The sequence below is a fragment of the Sphingosinicella microcystinivorans genome (assembly GCF_003634215.1).
Taxonomy (GTDB): domain Bacteria; phylum Pseudomonadota; class Alphaproteobacteria; order Sphingomonadales; family Sphingomonadaceae; genus Sphingosinicella; species Sphingosinicella microcystinivorans.
Window position 1 is genome coordinate 1,041,525 of record NZ_RBWX01000007.1, and the last position, 14,062, is coordinate 1,055,586.

15 protein-coding genes are annotated in these 14,062 nt (G+C 62.3%); 6 read left to right on the plus strand and 9 right to left on the minus strand.

Annotated features, from left to right (window positions below; all coding sequences use genetic code 11):
* Positions 1–73: 73 nt before the first annotated feature.
* Both DFR51_RS05090 and DFR51_RS05095 read right to left on the minus strand, forming a co-directional pair.
* Complete coding sequence (locus tag DFR51_RS05090) at positions 74–1,633, minus strand: choice-of-anchor I family protein (RefSeq protein ID WP_160119176.1); 1,560 nt, start codon at positions 1,631–1,633, stop codon at positions 74–76.
* A gap of 174 nt (positions 1,634–1,807) precedes the next feature.
* Positions 1,808–1,978, minus strand: coding sequence for a hypothetical protein (locus tag DFR51_RS05095; protein WP_207790672.1), 171 nt, complete (start codon positions 1,976–1,978; stop codon positions 1,808–1,810).
* A 283-nt stretch (positions 1,979–2,261) separates the two neighbouring features.
* Between DFR51_RS05095 and DFR51_RS05100 the strand changes: the two genes are divergently transcribed.
* Complete coding sequence (locus DFR51_RS05100) at positions 2,262–2,594, plus strand: UrcA family protein (protein ID WP_121047912.1); 333 nt, start codon at positions 2,262–2,264, stop codon at positions 2,592–2,594.
* A 57-nt stretch (positions 2,595–2,651) separates the two neighbouring features.
* Here DFR51_RS05100 and DFR51_RS05105 read toward each other — a convergent pair whose 3' ends face one another.
* Both DFR51_RS05105 and ctrA read right to left on the minus strand, forming a co-directional pair.
* Entirely contained in the window at positions 2,652–5,141 is a 2,490-nt protein-coding gene (locus DFR51_RS05105; protein ID WP_121047913.1) for a TonB-dependent receptor, read from the minus strand.
* 453 nt (positions 5,142–5,594) lie between these two features.
* Positions 5,595–6,308, minus strand: coding sequence for a response regulator transcription factor CtrA (gene ctrA / locus DFR51_RS05110; RefSeq protein WP_121047914.1), 714 nt, complete (start codon positions 6,306–6,308; stop codon positions 5,595–5,597).
* A 303-nt stretch (positions 6,309–6,611) separates the two neighbouring features.
* Between ctrA and DFR51_RS05115 the strand changes: the two genes are divergently transcribed.
* On the plus strand, positions 6,612–7,004 hold the full coding sequence (locus tag DFR51_RS05115; protein WP_121047915.1) for a hypothetical protein: 393 nt from the start codon (positions 6,612–6,614) through the stop codon (positions 7,002–7,004).
* Positions 7,005–7,117: 113 nt separating this feature from the next.
* Positions 7,118–7,393: a hypothetical protein gene (locus tag DFR51_RS18935; protein WP_160119178.1), complete on the plus strand. Its 276-nt coding sequence runs from the start codon at positions 7,118–7,120 to the stop codon at positions 7,391–7,393.
* A 3-nt stretch (positions 7,394–7,396) separates the two neighbouring features.
* Here the strand turns inward: DFR51_RS18935 and DFR51_RS05125 are convergent, their stop codons facing one another.
* The 3 genes from DFR51_RS05125 to DFR51_RS18715 form a co-directional block, all read right to left on the minus strand.
* The gene (locus tag DFR51_RS05125) at positions 7,397–8,437 is read right to left on the minus strand and encodes an alkaline phosphatase D family protein (RefSeq protein ID WP_243445386.1); all 1,041 of its coding nucleotides are present in this window, start codon (positions 8,435–8,437) and stop codon (positions 7,397–7,399) included.
* The gene (locus DFR51_RS05130) at positions 8,437–10,671 is read right to left on the minus strand and encodes a TonB-dependent receptor (protein WP_121047916.1); all 2,235 of its coding nucleotides are present in this window, start codon (positions 10,669–10,671) and stop codon (positions 8,437–8,439) included. The genes DFR51_RS05125 and DFR51_RS05130 overlap by 1 nt, the downstream gene beginning before the upstream one ends.
* Before the next feature lie 68 nt (positions 10,672–10,739).
* On the minus strand, positions 10,740–10,991 hold the full coding sequence (locus tag DFR51_RS18715; RefSeq protein WP_126494707.1) for a hypothetical protein: 252 nt from the start codon (positions 10,989–10,991) through the stop codon (positions 10,740–10,742).
* Between DFR51_RS18715 and DFR51_RS05135 the strand changes: the two genes are divergently transcribed.
* The 3 genes from DFR51_RS05135 to DFR51_RS05145 all read left to right on the plus strand — a co-directional run bounded on the left by DFR51_RS05135 (position 10,990) and on the right by DFR51_RS05145 (position 13,607).
* A complete protein-coding gene (locus tag DFR51_RS05135; protein WP_121047917.1) occupies positions 10,990–11,409 on the plus strand; it encodes a rubrerythrin family protein in 420 nt (139 codons plus the stop codon). The two genes, DFR51_RS18715 and DFR51_RS05135, sit on opposite strands and share 2 nt — an antisense overlap.
* Positions 11,410–11,661: 252 nt before the next feature.
* Complete coding sequence (locus DFR51_RS05140; RefSeq protein ID WP_121047918.1) at positions 11,662–12,999, plus strand: (Fe-S)-binding protein; 1,338 nt, start codon at positions 11,662–11,664, stop codon at positions 12,997–12,999.
* A 14-nt stretch (positions 13,000–13,013) separates the two neighbouring features.
* Positions 13,014–13,607: a DUF3501 family protein gene (locus DFR51_RS05145; protein WP_121047919.1), complete on the plus strand. Its 594-nt coding sequence runs from the start codon at positions 13,014–13,016 to the stop codon at positions 13,605–13,607.
* Here the strand turns inward: DFR51_RS05145 and DFR51_RS05150 are convergent.
* Both DFR51_RS05150 and DFR51_RS05155 read right to left on the minus strand, forming a co-directional pair.
* A complete protein-coding gene (locus DFR51_RS05150; protein ID WP_121047920.1) occupies positions 13,604–13,792 on the minus strand; it encodes a PLD nuclease N-terminal domain-containing protein in 189 nt (62 codons plus the stop codon). The genes DFR51_RS05145 and DFR51_RS05150 overlap by 4 nt on opposite strands.
* Positions 13,793–13,809: 17 nt before the next feature.
* The gene (locus tag DFR51_RS05155; RefSeq protein WP_126494709.1) at positions 13,810–14,013 is read right to left on the minus strand and encodes a hypothetical protein; all 204 of its coding nucleotides are present in this window, start codon (positions 14,011–14,013) and stop codon (positions 13,810–13,812) included.
* Positions 14,014–14,062: the final 49 nt, after the last annotated feature.

Below are 14,062 nucleotides of genomic sequence, written 5' to 3' on the forward strand. Positions count from 1 at the left end.
CGCAGTATGCGCGCAGGGAAGGCCTGCCCCCTGGGCGTCTAGCAAAGACGCCGGTGGGGGCAGGAAAGGCGTGCTACGAGATCGCCTTCGTACGGCGCCGACGGCGCATCGCGACGACCCCGGCCAGGCCGAGACCGAATAGCCCCATAACGGCGGGCTCGCTCACGACATTGAGCGCATAGATGGCGAGGTTGCCCGTCTCCTCGTCGGCGACGGCGAGGAACGACTTGCCGTCACGCGTGAAAAAGCTGAGCCCTTCGGGGCGTCCGAGCAGGTCGGAAACAATCGCGCCCAGATATTTCGGTGCAACACCGAGGCCGAAGTCGGTGATGTCGAACGCCAGAACCGAGCCGAGGCTGCTGCCGTTCGACCGTTCGAGGCCGAGGAACAGCACCATGCGGCCATCAACGATGCCGATCTCGACCCCTTCGGGCTCCGGTCCCTTGTTGTCGCTGCGGCCGTCATCGAAGGCGTCTGGGAAACGCGCGGCCATGATCTGCTCGATCACGTCGCCGCTGTCGAACACGCGGTTGCCGTTCTCGTCGAGGATCGAGAAGCTCCGGCCGCCAAAGGTGAAAAGCTCACCGTCTGCCGGACCTTCCGCACCAAGCGTGTTCGTGACGTTGAGCCGGTTAAAGATGCCGTAGTCGCCGAGCGTGCCGGCGCGTACTTCCTCGACGAGGCCATCCCATTCGCGGGCGTCACCTTCGTTGGCGGTCACGAAATAGGTCTTGCCGTTTGAGGTGAAGCTCTTGATCGCGTCCGGCATGTACATGCCGTAAACGCCTGCACGGCTCTGCAGATTACCCTTGATGCCGTCCTTGTCCGACGGGTCCAATCGGTTGGCGCCGGGCGCGTAGCTCTTGAAGCCGAGCGGGATGATGTCGGTGACGACGGGGCCGTCCGGCCCGTCGAGATCCACGACAGCGATGGCGTTATTTTCCTGAAGCGTCACGAACGCGCTTTTGCCGTCGGGCGAAAAGGCGGTGTATTCGGGCTCGAGGTCCTGCGCGACCGATGCGCCCGGCCCAAAGATGCGCACGCCCTTGGCCTGAAGCTCCGACTTGCTGGCGTTGAACGCGCCGAAACCTGCGGTTTTCACCATTCCGGCGGTAAGGTCGATGTAGCTGATCGACCCTTCGGGATCGACGCTGTCAGGTTTTCCGTAGCTCGAAGGCTCGCCTTCGTTTGCCACGAGAAGCCGCGTGCCGTCCGCCGAGAAGCTGACCTGATCGGGAAGCGCGCCCACAGTGTACGACTGCGGCGCAGCAGCGAGGTTCGCGAGATCGTATACGAGGACGCGGCCCGGATCGGTCTTGTTCGCAGCCTGGATCGCGACCGCGACCTTGCCGCCGCCTACTGCGACGCTGTTCGCAGAGCCGCCTGCAAAATAGCTGTGCGTGTCGAGTGTACCGATCTCGGTGCTGGTTTTCGCATCGACGATTTTCACAAATGCGTTGTCGTCATTGAGTCCGACGACGAACACGCGGTCGCCGCTCGCATCATAAGCCGGGATTTCGGAAGCGTCGCCGAGCGTGACGCTTGTCGTGCCGCGCACCTTCAGGGCGGCGGCGTTGGCAGGGAAGGCTGCGGCGGCAGCGAGCAGGCCAGCGAGAACGGAAAGCGTGCGCATGTAATGAAGACCCCTTGTTAACCATTTGCCGGGGTCGCCTATGAGGCGCATTTTTTTGGTAAGTCGAGCCGCTCATATAAAGTTCACGCGGCTGTCACGGGATGGAAATGAATGCTGCCCGATGTGTCGGGCTGGTTTACAAAACGCGTGCGTTTTTGATCTTTCTTACGGCACTTACTGAAGGCGCATGAGTCCGCCTGTGGAAGGAAGACCGGCGATTCGTTCCTGATCCCAGAATTTTTCAGCGATTCGGATATAGGCGTCGGCAATACGGCTATGCATCGCGCGCTTTTCCGGGGATACGGATGCCCGGGCAAGGCGCCAGTGCTCGCCGGCGCGGCGCATATGGTATTCGAAATCGCTCGGGATCAATGCCATTCCCCCCATCGGTGGCGCCTTTTCAATACGGCTTGTCCGCTCTCGCGGGATGGCTGTCTTTGATCTTCGTCAAACCCCGGTCGGATGCGATTTTCTCTCTGACCTGCTTTTTTGACGCTGCGTTGACCCGCTTCTCACGCGGCGGTCACGCTCGTGGACGATAAGGGGCCATCGCGAGGCGGACACGTTCCCCCAGCCCTTCCTCCCCGGTGTCCCCTCGCGCCCCCCCAAGCACAGGAGTTTCCCCGGAATGTTTTATGTCAGAAGCACAGCGATTGCGCTGGCGGCGGCAGCAACAGCCGGTCTCGTCAGCGCGTCTTCGCATGCCGAGCCGGTCTCGGTTGCGGTCAGCTTTGCCGATCTCGACCTCACAACGCTCGCAGGCGAGCATGCGCTGCGTGAGCGCGCATCGGATGCGGTGTTTACAGCCTGCGGCACCCGGCCGAGTGCAGAGATCGCCATGGAAATGGTTCGCCGCGCATGTGTCCGCAACACGTCGGTCACAGCGGCAGCGCATGTCGACGCAGTGATTTCAAGCTCGCGCAACCTTGCGCAGGCCACGCTTCCCGGCGCCGCCCACTAGTGTGCCGAGCGGGGAGGGGCGGCCTGGAGACCCCGGGCCGCCCCTTTTCCCATATCGCTAGAACCCTATGCGGGCCGAAACGCCGTAGAACCGCGGCATCGCAGGATAGGCCGCGATCGTGCCCGGCTGCTCCGGCACGGCAAACGTACCCATGTGGTAGTACTTGTCGAACAGGTTCTCGACGAAGAATTCCAGCCGCCATTTGTCATCGGCCGATGCGACGCCGATACGCGCGTTGACGACGGCAAAGCCTTCGTTGTCGGCAATGCCGCGGCTCTGAGAGCTCGTCGCTTGTTCGCTCTGGAAGCGGAAGTCGGCGTGCACGAGCGCGTTCAGCGTATCGCTGAGCGGCGGTGTCCACGTCGCTGCGCCCGTAACCGTGTGCCGCGGAATCAGCGCGATCTGCTTGCCGGCTTCGAACTCGAGCGGCGTCCCGACAAGATTGCTGCTGTCTTTGATCTTCGCGTCAACAAGGCTGTAGCTCAGCTGGAAGGTCAGGTCGCGCGCTGGTCGGATGGTGCTTTCCGCCTCGACGCCCTTCGACACCGTCTTGTCGACATTCATCGTGACGAAGCTGTTCCCCGAGAACACCAGCTGCTGGTAGTTCGAGAAGTCCTGATAGAAAGCTGCGACGTTCAGCGTGAACGCGCGGCCCCACTGCGACTTGAAGCCGACTTCCCAGGAATCGACCTTTTCGCTGTCGAACTCCAGATCTTCGATCTGCCCACCGTCGCCGCCGAGGATGACCGAGTCGAAGCCGCCGCGATCGAGGTTGTAGCCGCCCGATTTGTAGCCGCGATCATATCCGCCATAGAGCATGAAGTCCGGCGTCACCGCATAGGCGAGCTTCGCCGTTCCGGTGAGTTCGTTCTCGCTGCGGCTGCCGTTGTAAAGCCCGTTGAACTCGGGGTTCGTGGTAGGGTTGCAGGTCAGCAGAATGGCATCGGGCGCCAGCGTCGCAAGTGCGCCCGTCAGGATCGCGGTCGACGGATCGAGATAGAAGTCGCACGTCGGCGAGACCGCATTGAGGTTCGCGTTGATCTTCTTCTTCTCGTGGTTCCAGCGGAGGCCCAGCGTCAGCTTCAGAGTGTCGGTGATCTCGAACACGTTGTGCGTGAAGAGCGCGAGCGCTTCCGTCTTCACGCGGTAGCGATCGCTGATCTGGCCGTCGCCCTCGCTGCCGCCGGGCAGGGGCGAGTTCAGCAGCGCGAACAGCGCTGGGTCGCCCGCGGCGGCCGCTGCCAGCGCCGGGTTCAGCGCCATCAGCACCTGTCCGAATTCCGGGACGGCGGGGCCGAACGTGTCGAACAGCTCGAAGCCGCTCGGCGCGAACAGCGCGTCACTGTAGAAATTCGCCTGCGTGCCGAAGCGTACGCGGTCGGTCAGCGTTAGCTTCTCGTTGAGGTAAAAGCCGCCCACCAGCCAATCGAGGCGATCGTCCAAGGCCGAACCCTGCAGGCGGATTTCCTGCGTGAAATCGCGCAGCCCCGGCTTGTATCCCTCGCGATAGGCGCGGTCGAAGCCGGAAAAGTCGATGTCCTGGTTGCGGCGCACGTCCCAGTCGCGCCACGCGGTGATGGAGGTCAGCGTAACCGCCTCGAAGTCATACGTGACCTCAGCGGAAACGCCCCACTCTTCAACGGCTTCGTCATAGCTCCGGCCCGGTGTCGCTGCCGTCCGACGCTCCGAGGGTTTGCCCGTGTAGATGCCGGTAAGCCCGGCGAGCGAAGCGCCAAGCTGAACGGCCGGAGCGGTGGGACCCTCAACGACGCTCACGGCGCTGCAGCACTGCTCGTCCGTCTTCGAATAGTCGGCAATGAATCGTATCTTCAGGTCTTCTTTCTCGACCAGCGCCTGTCCGCGCAGCGTATGGCGGTCGAGGTTGTTGAAGCGGCGGTCCGAATTCACATCGCGGATGTAACCGTCGCGCTGGCGGTAGATGCCGTCGAGGCGCAGTGCCACCGTGTCGGTGACACCGCCCGTGATGCCGCCCTTCAGTGAGATGGCGTCATAATTGCCGTAGTTTACCTCGGCATAGCCGCCGAGATCGAACGATGGGCTTTCGGTGATGATACTGAGCGCACCTGCGGACGTGTTGCGACCGAAGAGCGTGCCCTGCGGGCCTCTCATTACCTCAACACGGTCGATCGGCGGAAGCTCGGCAAGCGCAAGGCCGGCGCGTGCCCGGTAGACGCCGTCGATGAAAACGCCGACTGCCGGTTCGAAACCGGGATTGTCGCCTGCAGTGCCAATGCCGCGGATCGAAAGCGAAGTTCCCGTCGCTGCGGACTGGCCAGTGAAAACCTCAAGGCTTGAGCTCAATTGCTCCAGGCCGCGAATGTCGGTGACACCAGCATTGTTGATCAGATCGCCGGCGATAGCGGTCACGGCGATGGGAACGTCTTGGACTGTTTCGGCGCGTCGTGTCGCGGTGATGACGATTTCGTTGGCGCTGAGATCGTCTTCGATACCGGTCTGAATATCTTGTGCGAAAGCCGGGGCAGCGAGGGCGCAACATGCAGCACCCAGCAAGAGCGAACGCTTCACAAATGGTCTCCTGAACGACAGGGGTGATGTCCCAACATTGTTTCGTGTGGTTAATTACACCGAATGGTTAAGGCTTTCTCTCGCAGACGTGCGGAGCCTCAGGGGGGTAGTGCTGCCTTACGGGCGTAAAAGTGTTCGCGAGCCTTCGAAACGGGCAGAAAACCAGTCCGAAACCTGGTTGTTCGAGCGAAAACCCCATGCGCACGGCGCTTTCTTTGGCCTTCACGGCCTGTCGTGTCGAAAGGAACACACGCCCCGCATCAATCGCGCCATCGGCTAGCGATGTGTCGTGCGCCGCTTCTTCAGTTCGTCCCATACCCCTGCGGTTGCCTGGCTGCGGATGATGACGGGGGTGAGCCGTATTACGGCTGGTGACGGCAAGCATCGCTCGCGCGCAAACGAAAAGAGCGGCCCGAAACGGGCCGCCCTTTCAGAACGATAAGGTGTCTGCGATCAGGCGGCGGCGACTTCGCTCGCTGAGGCCGATCCGGTTTCCGGATCGCGCAGCACATAGCCGCGGCCCCACACCGTTTCGATGTAGTTCTCGCCGCCGCACGCTGCCGAGAGCTTCTTGCGCAGCTTGCAGATGAACACGTCGATGATCTTGAGTTCCGGTTCGTCCATGCCGCCGTAAAGGTGGTTCAGGAACATTTCCTTGGTGAGCGTGGTGCCTTTGCGAAGCGAGAGCAGCTCCAGCATAGCGTATTCCTTGCCGGTCAGGTGCACGCGGGCGCCATCGACGTCGACTGTCTTGGTGTCGAGGTTCACGCCGAGCTTGCCGGTCTTGATCACCGACTGCGAATGGCCCTTCGAGCGGCGGACGACGGCGTGGATGCGCGCCACCAGCTCTTCCTTGTGGAAGGGCTTCGTCACGTAATCGTCAGCGCCGAAGCCGAGGCCGCGAACCTTCGATTCCATCTCGTTCTGGCCGGAAAGGATGAGGATCGGCGTGCCGACCTTCGCAAGCCGCAGCTTCTTCAGCACGTCATAGCCGTGCATGTCGGGCAGGTTCAGGTCGAGAAGAATGATGTCATAGTCGTACAACTTGCCGAGATCGAGGCCTTCTTCGCCAAGATCAGTAGTATAGACGTTGAAGCCTTCGCTCGAAAGCATCAGGTCGATGCTCTTCGCCGTGGTCGCGTCATCTTCGATCAGCAGAACCCGCATTGAGTAGCCCTCTTCATGTCCCCGAACGGCAAGCTGCCAATCCCGGCCCTGCCGCGTACAATCCGTTAACCATGCCTGTTATGGGTTACAAAGGTTAACGCCGCGTAAAAGTTAACGGGACTGCGCTTTGAATTGTTGCTGTGGCACTTGAGTCACGGTTTGTTTCGTTTTGAATCAGTTATGGAATCCGCGCGGCAAGGTGACATTAACCGCGCACGGGCACACTGGACGCATGCGCTGCAAACGCCCATCGATTCTCGAAGACGCGGTCCTGCTCTGCTTTGACCTGCGTGGGGCCGTGCTGTGAAGACGCCGTATGACGATGACCGCAGGCTGCGGCGCAAGGAACTGGACGAGATCCGCCATGCGCTCGTCGCTGCCGAAGCGCAGCTTTCAGTTTTCGCTGCGGCGATTGTCGATGCCGATGCGACGCTGCGCCGGGAGCGGCAGGTGCGAGCGGCGGATTTCGCGTTCGATGTCAGCTCCGATGCGGCCACGCGCCGATCCGAAATGATCCGCCTCGCGCGGGAGCTTGCGCGGCTTGAAGATGAGATCGAGCGCCTGCGCGCCGCCCTGCTCGTGAAGTTCGAGGCGCTCCGTCCGATCGAGACCGCAAGCGAAGACTATTGTACTGTGAAACGCGCGGAGGCTGCCTGGAAGGCAACGGCTTTATCCGATGGTGCTGCAGCGCGTTAGCTTTGGTATCCCGAGCAGCGTGCGGAAAAGTGGAAATCGGTTTCCCACCGAAAGTGATTCGTCCGTCCCGCGTCCGATCACACCGCGAGTGCGTGGGCGCACATGGCGCCGACATGACGGTGGTCGGTGCCGCAACAGCCCCCGAGTACGGTGAGAGCAGGGAGTGCCCGCAGCAGCGCAGCATTCTGTGCTCCAAGTTCGTCGGGATCGCCGAGCGATATCCGCCGCGCGCCGACGTCAACCTTTCAAACCTTGCCGATATGCTCTCGGCACTGGCGGATGGCGGCATCATCCTGTCGCGCGTGCTGGATCAGCCGCGCCTCCTGTCCGAGCAGATTCTGCTCTATCGCACGTTCATTCGTCTGGTCTTCATCGGCGCGGGAGATTGAGGGTCAGGCCTGTAGGGCGGAAAGCCGCACCGTTTGCGCGAGTACGATCCCACCTTCGACACTTTCCACCTCAAGCCGGATTTCCGGATCGCGCTGTTCCCAGTCGATGAGGATGCGGCCATAGTTCTGGCCCATGAACCCCTCGCCGACGCGTAGCCGGTTCGGGCCGAGGAACGGCCAGACTTCGGTGAGGCCCGACGACGTGAGATCATAGAGTGGATACGGTACGCCCTCGGCGAGCCGCGAGAGCTCGGCGTAATGCGTATCGCCCGAGATCATGATGAGGCCGTTCACGTCGGCGAAGTCGATGAGATCGAGCAGGCGCTGATGATCGGCCTGGTAGTTGATCCACGCTTCATAGCCGGGCGCATCGGCCAGAACCTGGGTCGAGGACGCGAAGATGCGCAGGTCGGCGGGCTGCTTGAACTCCGCCTCCAGCCATTCCCACTGCTCCGCGCCGAGCATGGTCGCGGCGGGGTCGCTGTTCACCAGATAGGGCCCGCGATCCTTCGGCTCCTCGGTGATACCGATGAGGCCGGAGCGGAACCAGCGGTTGTCGGGCATGATGATCTGCACGCGCCGGCCTTCGGGGCCGATGATCGTGCTCGTGTAGTTGCCCGCCCGGCTGCGGCGCGGGCTCGCCTTCGGCTCCATCCAGAAATCGAGGAAGATGTCCTTCGATTCCTGCTTCATCGGATACTCGCGCCCGGCATCGTTCTCGCCGTAGTCGTGATCGTCCCAGATCGCGAGGCAGGGCGTCTTGCGGCGCAGGCGCTGGAAGCCGGGCTTGGCGGCAAGCTTTGCGTATTTGGCGCGCAGCACGTCCATGTCGCGCGTGTCGCCGTAGATATTGTCGCCGAGGAAGAGGAACAACTGCGGGTCGAACGCGTCGACCCGGTCCCAGATCGGCTGTGGCTTGTCCTGATGCGCGCACGAGCCGAACGCGATGCGGCTGAGCGCGGTTTCGCCGGCGAGGGCGGTGGTGGGGAGCGCGGCAAGCGCCGCACCCCCCGCCATCACCTCGCGGCGGCTGACGCCTGCCATTAGAACGCGGCTTTCAGCGTCGCGAACACCTGGCGCGGCGCGCCGATCATCAGCGTCTGCGAGTCGCCGCGGTTGCTGAAGCCGTTTGTGCCCACGGTCGACACGTACTTCTTGTCGAGAAGATTGACGGCGCTCACCTGCAGCTCATAGCCTTCCGCGATGCGCCAGCCGATGCTGGCGTCGACGATCGCGCGGCCGCCGACCGAGGCGTCATTCTCGTAGCTGTAGTAGCGCTTGGACATGTAGTTCACGCCGATGCGTCCGAAGAACAGCTCTCCATCGTAGCTGAGTTCGCCCTTAGCGAGATGCTTGGGTGAGTCGACCGTGGTTTTCCCGTCGGTCGCCGCGATCAGCGTTCCGGCGGCGTCCACGACATCGTCGCGATAGGTGGAGTCGTTGTAGCTGTAAGAGGCGAAGACCTTGAAGCCTGCGCCCAGCTTCACTTCGCCCGCGGCTTCGAGACCGTAGGAGCGGACCGAGCCGACGTTCTGGAGGACGGCGGGGTTGCCGATGATGCCGGCGCCGGTGGAGAAGCCGAGGAGGCGGTTGCGGAAGTTTACATAGTAGCCGCCCACGACACCGTTGAAGCTGCCGCCGCGGAAGCGGATGCCGGCTTCGTAAGTATCTGATTCTTCAGGCTTAAGATTGCCCTTGATGGCGTCGAAGCCAGCCTGCGTGGTGCCGAAGGGGCCGCCGGTGGAGGAAGCGGTGAAGGCGCGCGCGACCTGCGTGAAGCCGCCGAACATTTCGACGTAGTCGTTGATTTCATAGGCGAAACCGGCGTGCGGCTGGAACCAGTCTTCAGCCTTGATCTTGCCCTGCGCGAAGGCGCTGGCGACGATCGGCGTCGCTTCGTTGGTGACTTTGAAGCCCTTCCAGCCGAGCGTGATCGTCGCGGCGCCGAGCGTGATGCGGTCTTCAACGTGATACTGCATCGTCTCGGTGTCGAAATCGGATTCCCACTGCGTGAAGAACGGATCCTTCTGGAACTTGAGCGAATTCCGTGACGGGCTCAGGCGATCGGTGAGGCCGTAGAAGCGCCGCGCCTGCTGGAAGTCGTTCTTCTCGTACCAGCCACCCACGGTGATTTCGTTGAAGCCGATTTCCCCGGTGATGCTGCCGAACAGACCCTTTCGGTCGATGTCGTATTCGGTGGTGCGGATCGAAAGCGGCGCACCGCCCGGTGTCTGCACATAAGGCGTATACCAGAGGCCCTGGCCTTCGTTGTTGTGCCAATAACCTTTGAGCGCGACTGTCACCGCCTCGCTGACCGGGGCTTCCACGCCGACGGCGGCGAGGTAATCTTTCCGCAGACCGGCTGCGTTGAAATAGGCGTCGTCGATGGTCGCGAACGGTGCGGGCAGAGGCTGCTCGGCCCAATAGGCATCGGCAACGCGGACCGCGAGGCGGTAGTCGCCCGAGATGTTGTCCCAGTCATAGCCGAGGCGATCGATCATCGTGCTCGACATGTCCTGATAGTCGTTCTCGCGGCGGTCGGAGACGCTGAGCGTCGCGGTGACGCGCGCGTCACCGAGTGCGGCGACGGCCTTGGCGTTCAGCATGTGATGGCGCTGCTTGCCCACGCCCTTCCACTTGTCCATGCCGAGATAGCCGTAGGAGATGTATGCGCCCGTGCCTTCGGCGCCGCCGATCTCGCCGCTTTCGAGGCGGGCGAAGGCGCGGATGGTGTTTTCGGTGCCGTAGCTTCCCGAAACATCCATGCCGAAATCAGGCGCGGGCGCGCGCGAGAAGAACTCGACCGTGCCGCCAAGATTGTTGGTCGCCTGCGTGCCGAGCCCGCCCGACCCCTGCGAAACGCGGGTGAGGCCGAGGTTTTCGGGGCTGATCGCGCGGTTGACGTGCAGGCCGTTGACGTTGCCGTAGCTGTGATCGCCAAGCGGAATGCCATCGAGCGTGAAGCCGAGCTGGTTCTGGTTGAAGCCGCGGATCGAAAGGCGCTGCGACCATTCATAGGCGCCGAAGGCGTCCGCCGACTGGAAGTTCACCGAAGGCAGCTTCTCGATCGATTTGAGCGGGCTCGTGCCGGGCGCGAGCAGTGCGATGTCGGCGGCATCGAGTTCCTGTACCTGCCGGGTTTGGCCGGAGCCGAACACGACGATTTCTTCATCGAGTGCAGCGGTCTCGGCGGCGGCCTCGCCGTTTTGGGCGAGGGCGGAATTGGAAAGCACGAAAAGACTGCTGGCGGCCAGCAACACGGCGCAGGTCGAACGCATGAAATCCCCCAATAGGTGCGGTAAAACGCGGTTGGCGGCGGGAGCCCTAGGCGCGGCGTATGACGGTGCTATGCGATTGATATGAAGCTTTTTTGCACGCCATATTGCATATTGCGGGCGTTGCTGAATTGCTGCAATTGACTTGCATTACCTTGATTAATCGCGCCTTTTTCATCGAACAGGTCGATCAGGCTGACGCAGAAAATGCGTTGGAGCTTGCCCGCCGCCACAGATACCGTCGACGATGAAGTCAGGCCCGCGTGAGAGATTTGGCCGGCTTTTCGCGTGTATCGCACAGGCTTGGGAAGGAGAGGGATCATGGGGCTGAAGGGCACGAAGACCGAAGACAATCTGAAGGCTGCTTTCGCGGGTGAGAGCCAGGCGAACCGCCGCTATTTGTATTTCGCACAAAAGGCTGACGTAGAAGGCTACAACGATGTCGCCGCGGTGTTCCGCTCGACCGCGGAAGGCGAAACAGGCCATGCGCACGGTCACCTCGAATATCTCGAAGAGGTGGGTGACCCTGCCACGGGCCTCGCCATCGGCACGACGTCCGACAATCTGAAGTCGGCGATTGCGGGCGAGACGCACGAATATACCGATATGTACCCGGGCATGGCGCGCACCGCGCGCGATGAGGGCTTCGACGAAATCGCCGACTGGTTCGAGACGCTCGCGAAGGCTGAAAAGAGCCACGCCGGCAAGTTTCAGAAGACGCTCGACACGCTCGACGCCTGAGAAGGCAAGAGCGGCAAGCGTGTCCGCTGTCGGAGGCGAGGGGCGGGGCCGCAGGCCCGGAACCGCCCCTCCCGCAGCCTCCGTGAAGACAGGACTGAGAGCGTCCGTTCGGGCGCATGGCGTCAGGTCCCCATTGCCGCTTAGAGGGACAAGCGGACATGCGTTTCATGTGGGAATTCGCGCCGTGCGTCCGACTGGGCGCTTTCAGAAACGGATCTATCCTCGTGATATCAGAGTCGTTGGGGGAAACTGATGCGTGAAGGCAGTCTGGAGGCGCCGACGCGCCATCCGATCGATTGGGAAAGCCCGGATTTCCATGACGAGGCGATGCTTGAAGCCGAGCTGACGCGCGTCTTTGACATCTGTCATGGCTGCCGCCGCTGCTTCAACCTCTGCGACAGCTTTCCAACCCTGTTCGATCTGATCGATGAATCGCCGAGCGGCGAGATCGACGGCCTCGATCCGAAGACCGATTACAAACCTGTCGTGGATGCCTGCACGCTCTGCGACATGTGCTTCATGACGAAGTGTCCCTACGTGCCGCCGCACGAATGGGCGCTGGACGTGCCGCACCTGATGCTCCGCGCGCGCGCCGTCGAACATCACAAGGGAAAGACGCACCTTGCCGATGTCGAGCTCGCGAAGACGGACCGCAACGGCAAGCTGGCGTCCTTCCTGTCGCCAATCGCCAACTGGGCGACGGATATTGGAAATGGCCTCACGCGCACCGTGATGGAAAAGACGGCGGGGATCGACAGGGAAGCTTGGCTGCCGCCTTTCGCGGATACACCGCTCGATCGTCGGGACGATCTCGATCGCATCGATGCCGATGCTGCCGCCCCTGCCGCAGGGCGCAAGGCGGCGCTCTACGCGACGTGTTTTGCGAACTGGAACATGCCGGGCCCGGGTGAGGCGGCGGTGAAGGTGCTGAAGGCGAACGGCGTCGAAACACGGATCGTCTATCCAGGCTGCTGCGGTATGCCCAAGCTGGAGAACGGAGACCTTGCGGCAGTCGCCGAGCAGGCGCGGACGGTCGCGGCGGCCTTCGCGCCGCTCATCGATGAAGGCTTCGACATCGTGGCGGTGACGCCGTCATGCGCGCTGATGCTGAAGTTCGAATGGCCGCTGATCCTGCCGAACGATCCGCTGGTGGCGAAGCTCGCCAAGGCGACATTCGACATAACGGAGTACGTGGTCGATATCGCGAAAAAGGAAGGGCTCGCGCCCGGAATGCAACCGCTTGGCGGCGACATCGCGATCCATCTGCCCTGCCACAGCCGCGCGCAGAACATGGGGCAGAAGGGCGCCGAGATGCTGCGTCTGATCCCGGACGCGAAGGTCGGCGTGGTCGAGCGCTGCTCGGGTCACGGCGGCAAGTGGGGCATGTTCAAGGAGAATTTCGCGACCGCGCTGAAGGTCGGCAAACCGGCGGCGCGCGCGATGCTGAAGACGAACGCCGCCTTCATGGTTTCGGAATGTCCGCTTGCCGGGCCGCACCTCAAACAGGTGATGGAGCGCGAGGGCGGGAACGCGATCCCCGAGCAGGTGCCTCACCCCATCGAGCTGCTGGCGAAAGCCTACGGTTTATAGAAGCGAGAAAGCCTATGTCCCGCGAAGCCCGAGCCATCGAAACCGCCGACATCATGGACATGCGCGCCTACGGCGAGCAGCGGAAGGCGCTGCGGCTGGGGCAGGTGGAAGCGAAGAAAAAGCGCCGCCTGTCGGTTGGCCCGCATGTCACTGTTTTCTTCGAGTCATATGACAGCATGTGGCTGCAAATTCATGAAATGCTCTATATCGAGCGGGGCGGCGCTGAGCAGATTCCGGACGAGCTTGCCGCCTACAATCCGATGATTCCGAACGGCCGCGAACTTACCACGACCCTGATGTTCGAAATCGACGACCCCAAGCTGCGCGCCTCCATCCTCGGGCGTCTCGCAGGGGTCGAGGATCACATCTACCTGCACCTCGGTGAAACGCGGATCGCGGCCGTGGCCGAAGGCGACGTCGAACGCAGCCGGGAGGATGGCAAGGCCTCCTCCGTGCACTTCCTGCATTTCCCCTTCACCGAAGATCAGATCGCCGAATGGCGCAGTGGCCGCGGTACGGTGATCTTCGGGATCGATCATCCGCACTACGGCCACATGGCCATCGTCGGCCCGGAGATGCGAGAAACGCTGGGCCGGGACTTCAACTAGAGCGCGGTGGCGCGGTTTCCACGCGGTCCCGCGAAGAACCAGACGAGCAGGCCGATCAGCGGGAATATGATAATCCCTATCGTCCACGCGATTTTAGCGCCGGTTGTCGCACCGCTGTTCCAGACGCTCAACAGCGCCCAGATGTCGAGCGCCAGAATGACAAGGCCGATAAGTCCATATTCCATTGTGAATCTCCTGTTGTTCAGGCGCTTTTGCCCTGGGCAGCCGCACGGCGTGCAGCTTCGAGTTCGGCGGCCTCGGCACCGTCCACGGCCTTCGCCGCCTCGCGCGCCTTGGCGTCTACTTTCCCGGATTTGGCGAAGTCGTGCTGCGCGTCCTGAAATTTGCGCGCGCCTTCGTAGCTGCCTTCACCTTCCAGCTTCAGGTTCGATTTGCGGTCTTCCATGAAACCCTCCGTGTCAAACCCGCTCATTCATCGAACGCAGCAGGACGGG

Bases quoted from the DNA above. Each gene is read 5' to 3' on its own strand.
- DFR51_RS05090 (WP_160119176.1), bottom strand. From the start codon at position 1,633: ATGCGCACGCTTTCCGTTCTCGCTGGCCTGCTCGCTGCCGCCGCAGCC.
- DFR51_RS05095 (WP_207790672.1), bottom strand. From the start codon at position 1,978: ATGCGCCGCGCCGGCGAGCACTGGCGCCTTGCCCGGGCATCCGTATCC.
- DFR51_RS05100 (WP_121047912.1), top strand. From the start codon at position 2,262: ATGTTTTATGTCAGAAGCACAGCGATTGCGCTGGCGGCGGCAGCAACA.
- ctrA (WP_121047914.1), bottom strand. From the start codon at position 6,308: ATGCGGGTTCTGCTGATCGAAGATGACGCGACCACGGCGAAGAGCATC.
- DFR51_RS18935 (WP_160119178.1), top strand. From the start codon at position 7,118: ATGACGGTGGTCGGTGCCGCAACAGCCCCCGAGTACGGTGAGAGCAGG.
- DFR51_RS05125 (WP_243445386.1), bottom strand. From the start codon at position 8,437: ATGGCAGGCGTCAGCCGCCGCGAGGTGATGGCGGGGGGTGCGGCGCTT.
- DFR51_RS05130 (WP_121047916.1), bottom strand. From the start codon at position 10,671: ATGCGTTCGACCTGCGCCGTGTTGCTGGCCGCCAGCAGTCTTTTCGTG.
- DFR51_RS05135 (WP_121047917.1), top strand. From the start codon at position 10,990: ATGGGGCTGAAGGGCACGAAGACCGAAGACAATCTGAAGGCTGCTTTC.
- DFR51_RS18715 (WP_126494707.1), bottom strand. From the start codon at position 10,991: ATGATCCCTCTCCTTCCCAAGCCTGTGCGATACACGCGAAAAGCCGGC.
- DFR51_RS05140 (WP_121047918.1), top strand. From the start codon at position 11,662: ATGCGTGAAGGCAGTCTGGAGGCGCCGACGCGCCATCCGATCGATTGG.
- DFR51_RS05145 (WP_121047919.1), top strand. From the start codon at position 13,014: ATGTCCCGCGAAGCCCGAGCCATCGAAACCGCCGACATCATGGACATG.
- DFR51_RS05150 (WP_121047920.1), bottom strand. From the start codon at position 13,792: ATGGAATATGGACTTATCGGCCTTGTCATTCTGGCGCTCGACATCTGG.
- DFR51_RS05155 (WP_126494709.1), bottom strand. From the start codon at position 14,013: ATGGAAGACCGCAAATCGAACCTGAAGCTGGAAGGTGAAGGCAGCTAC.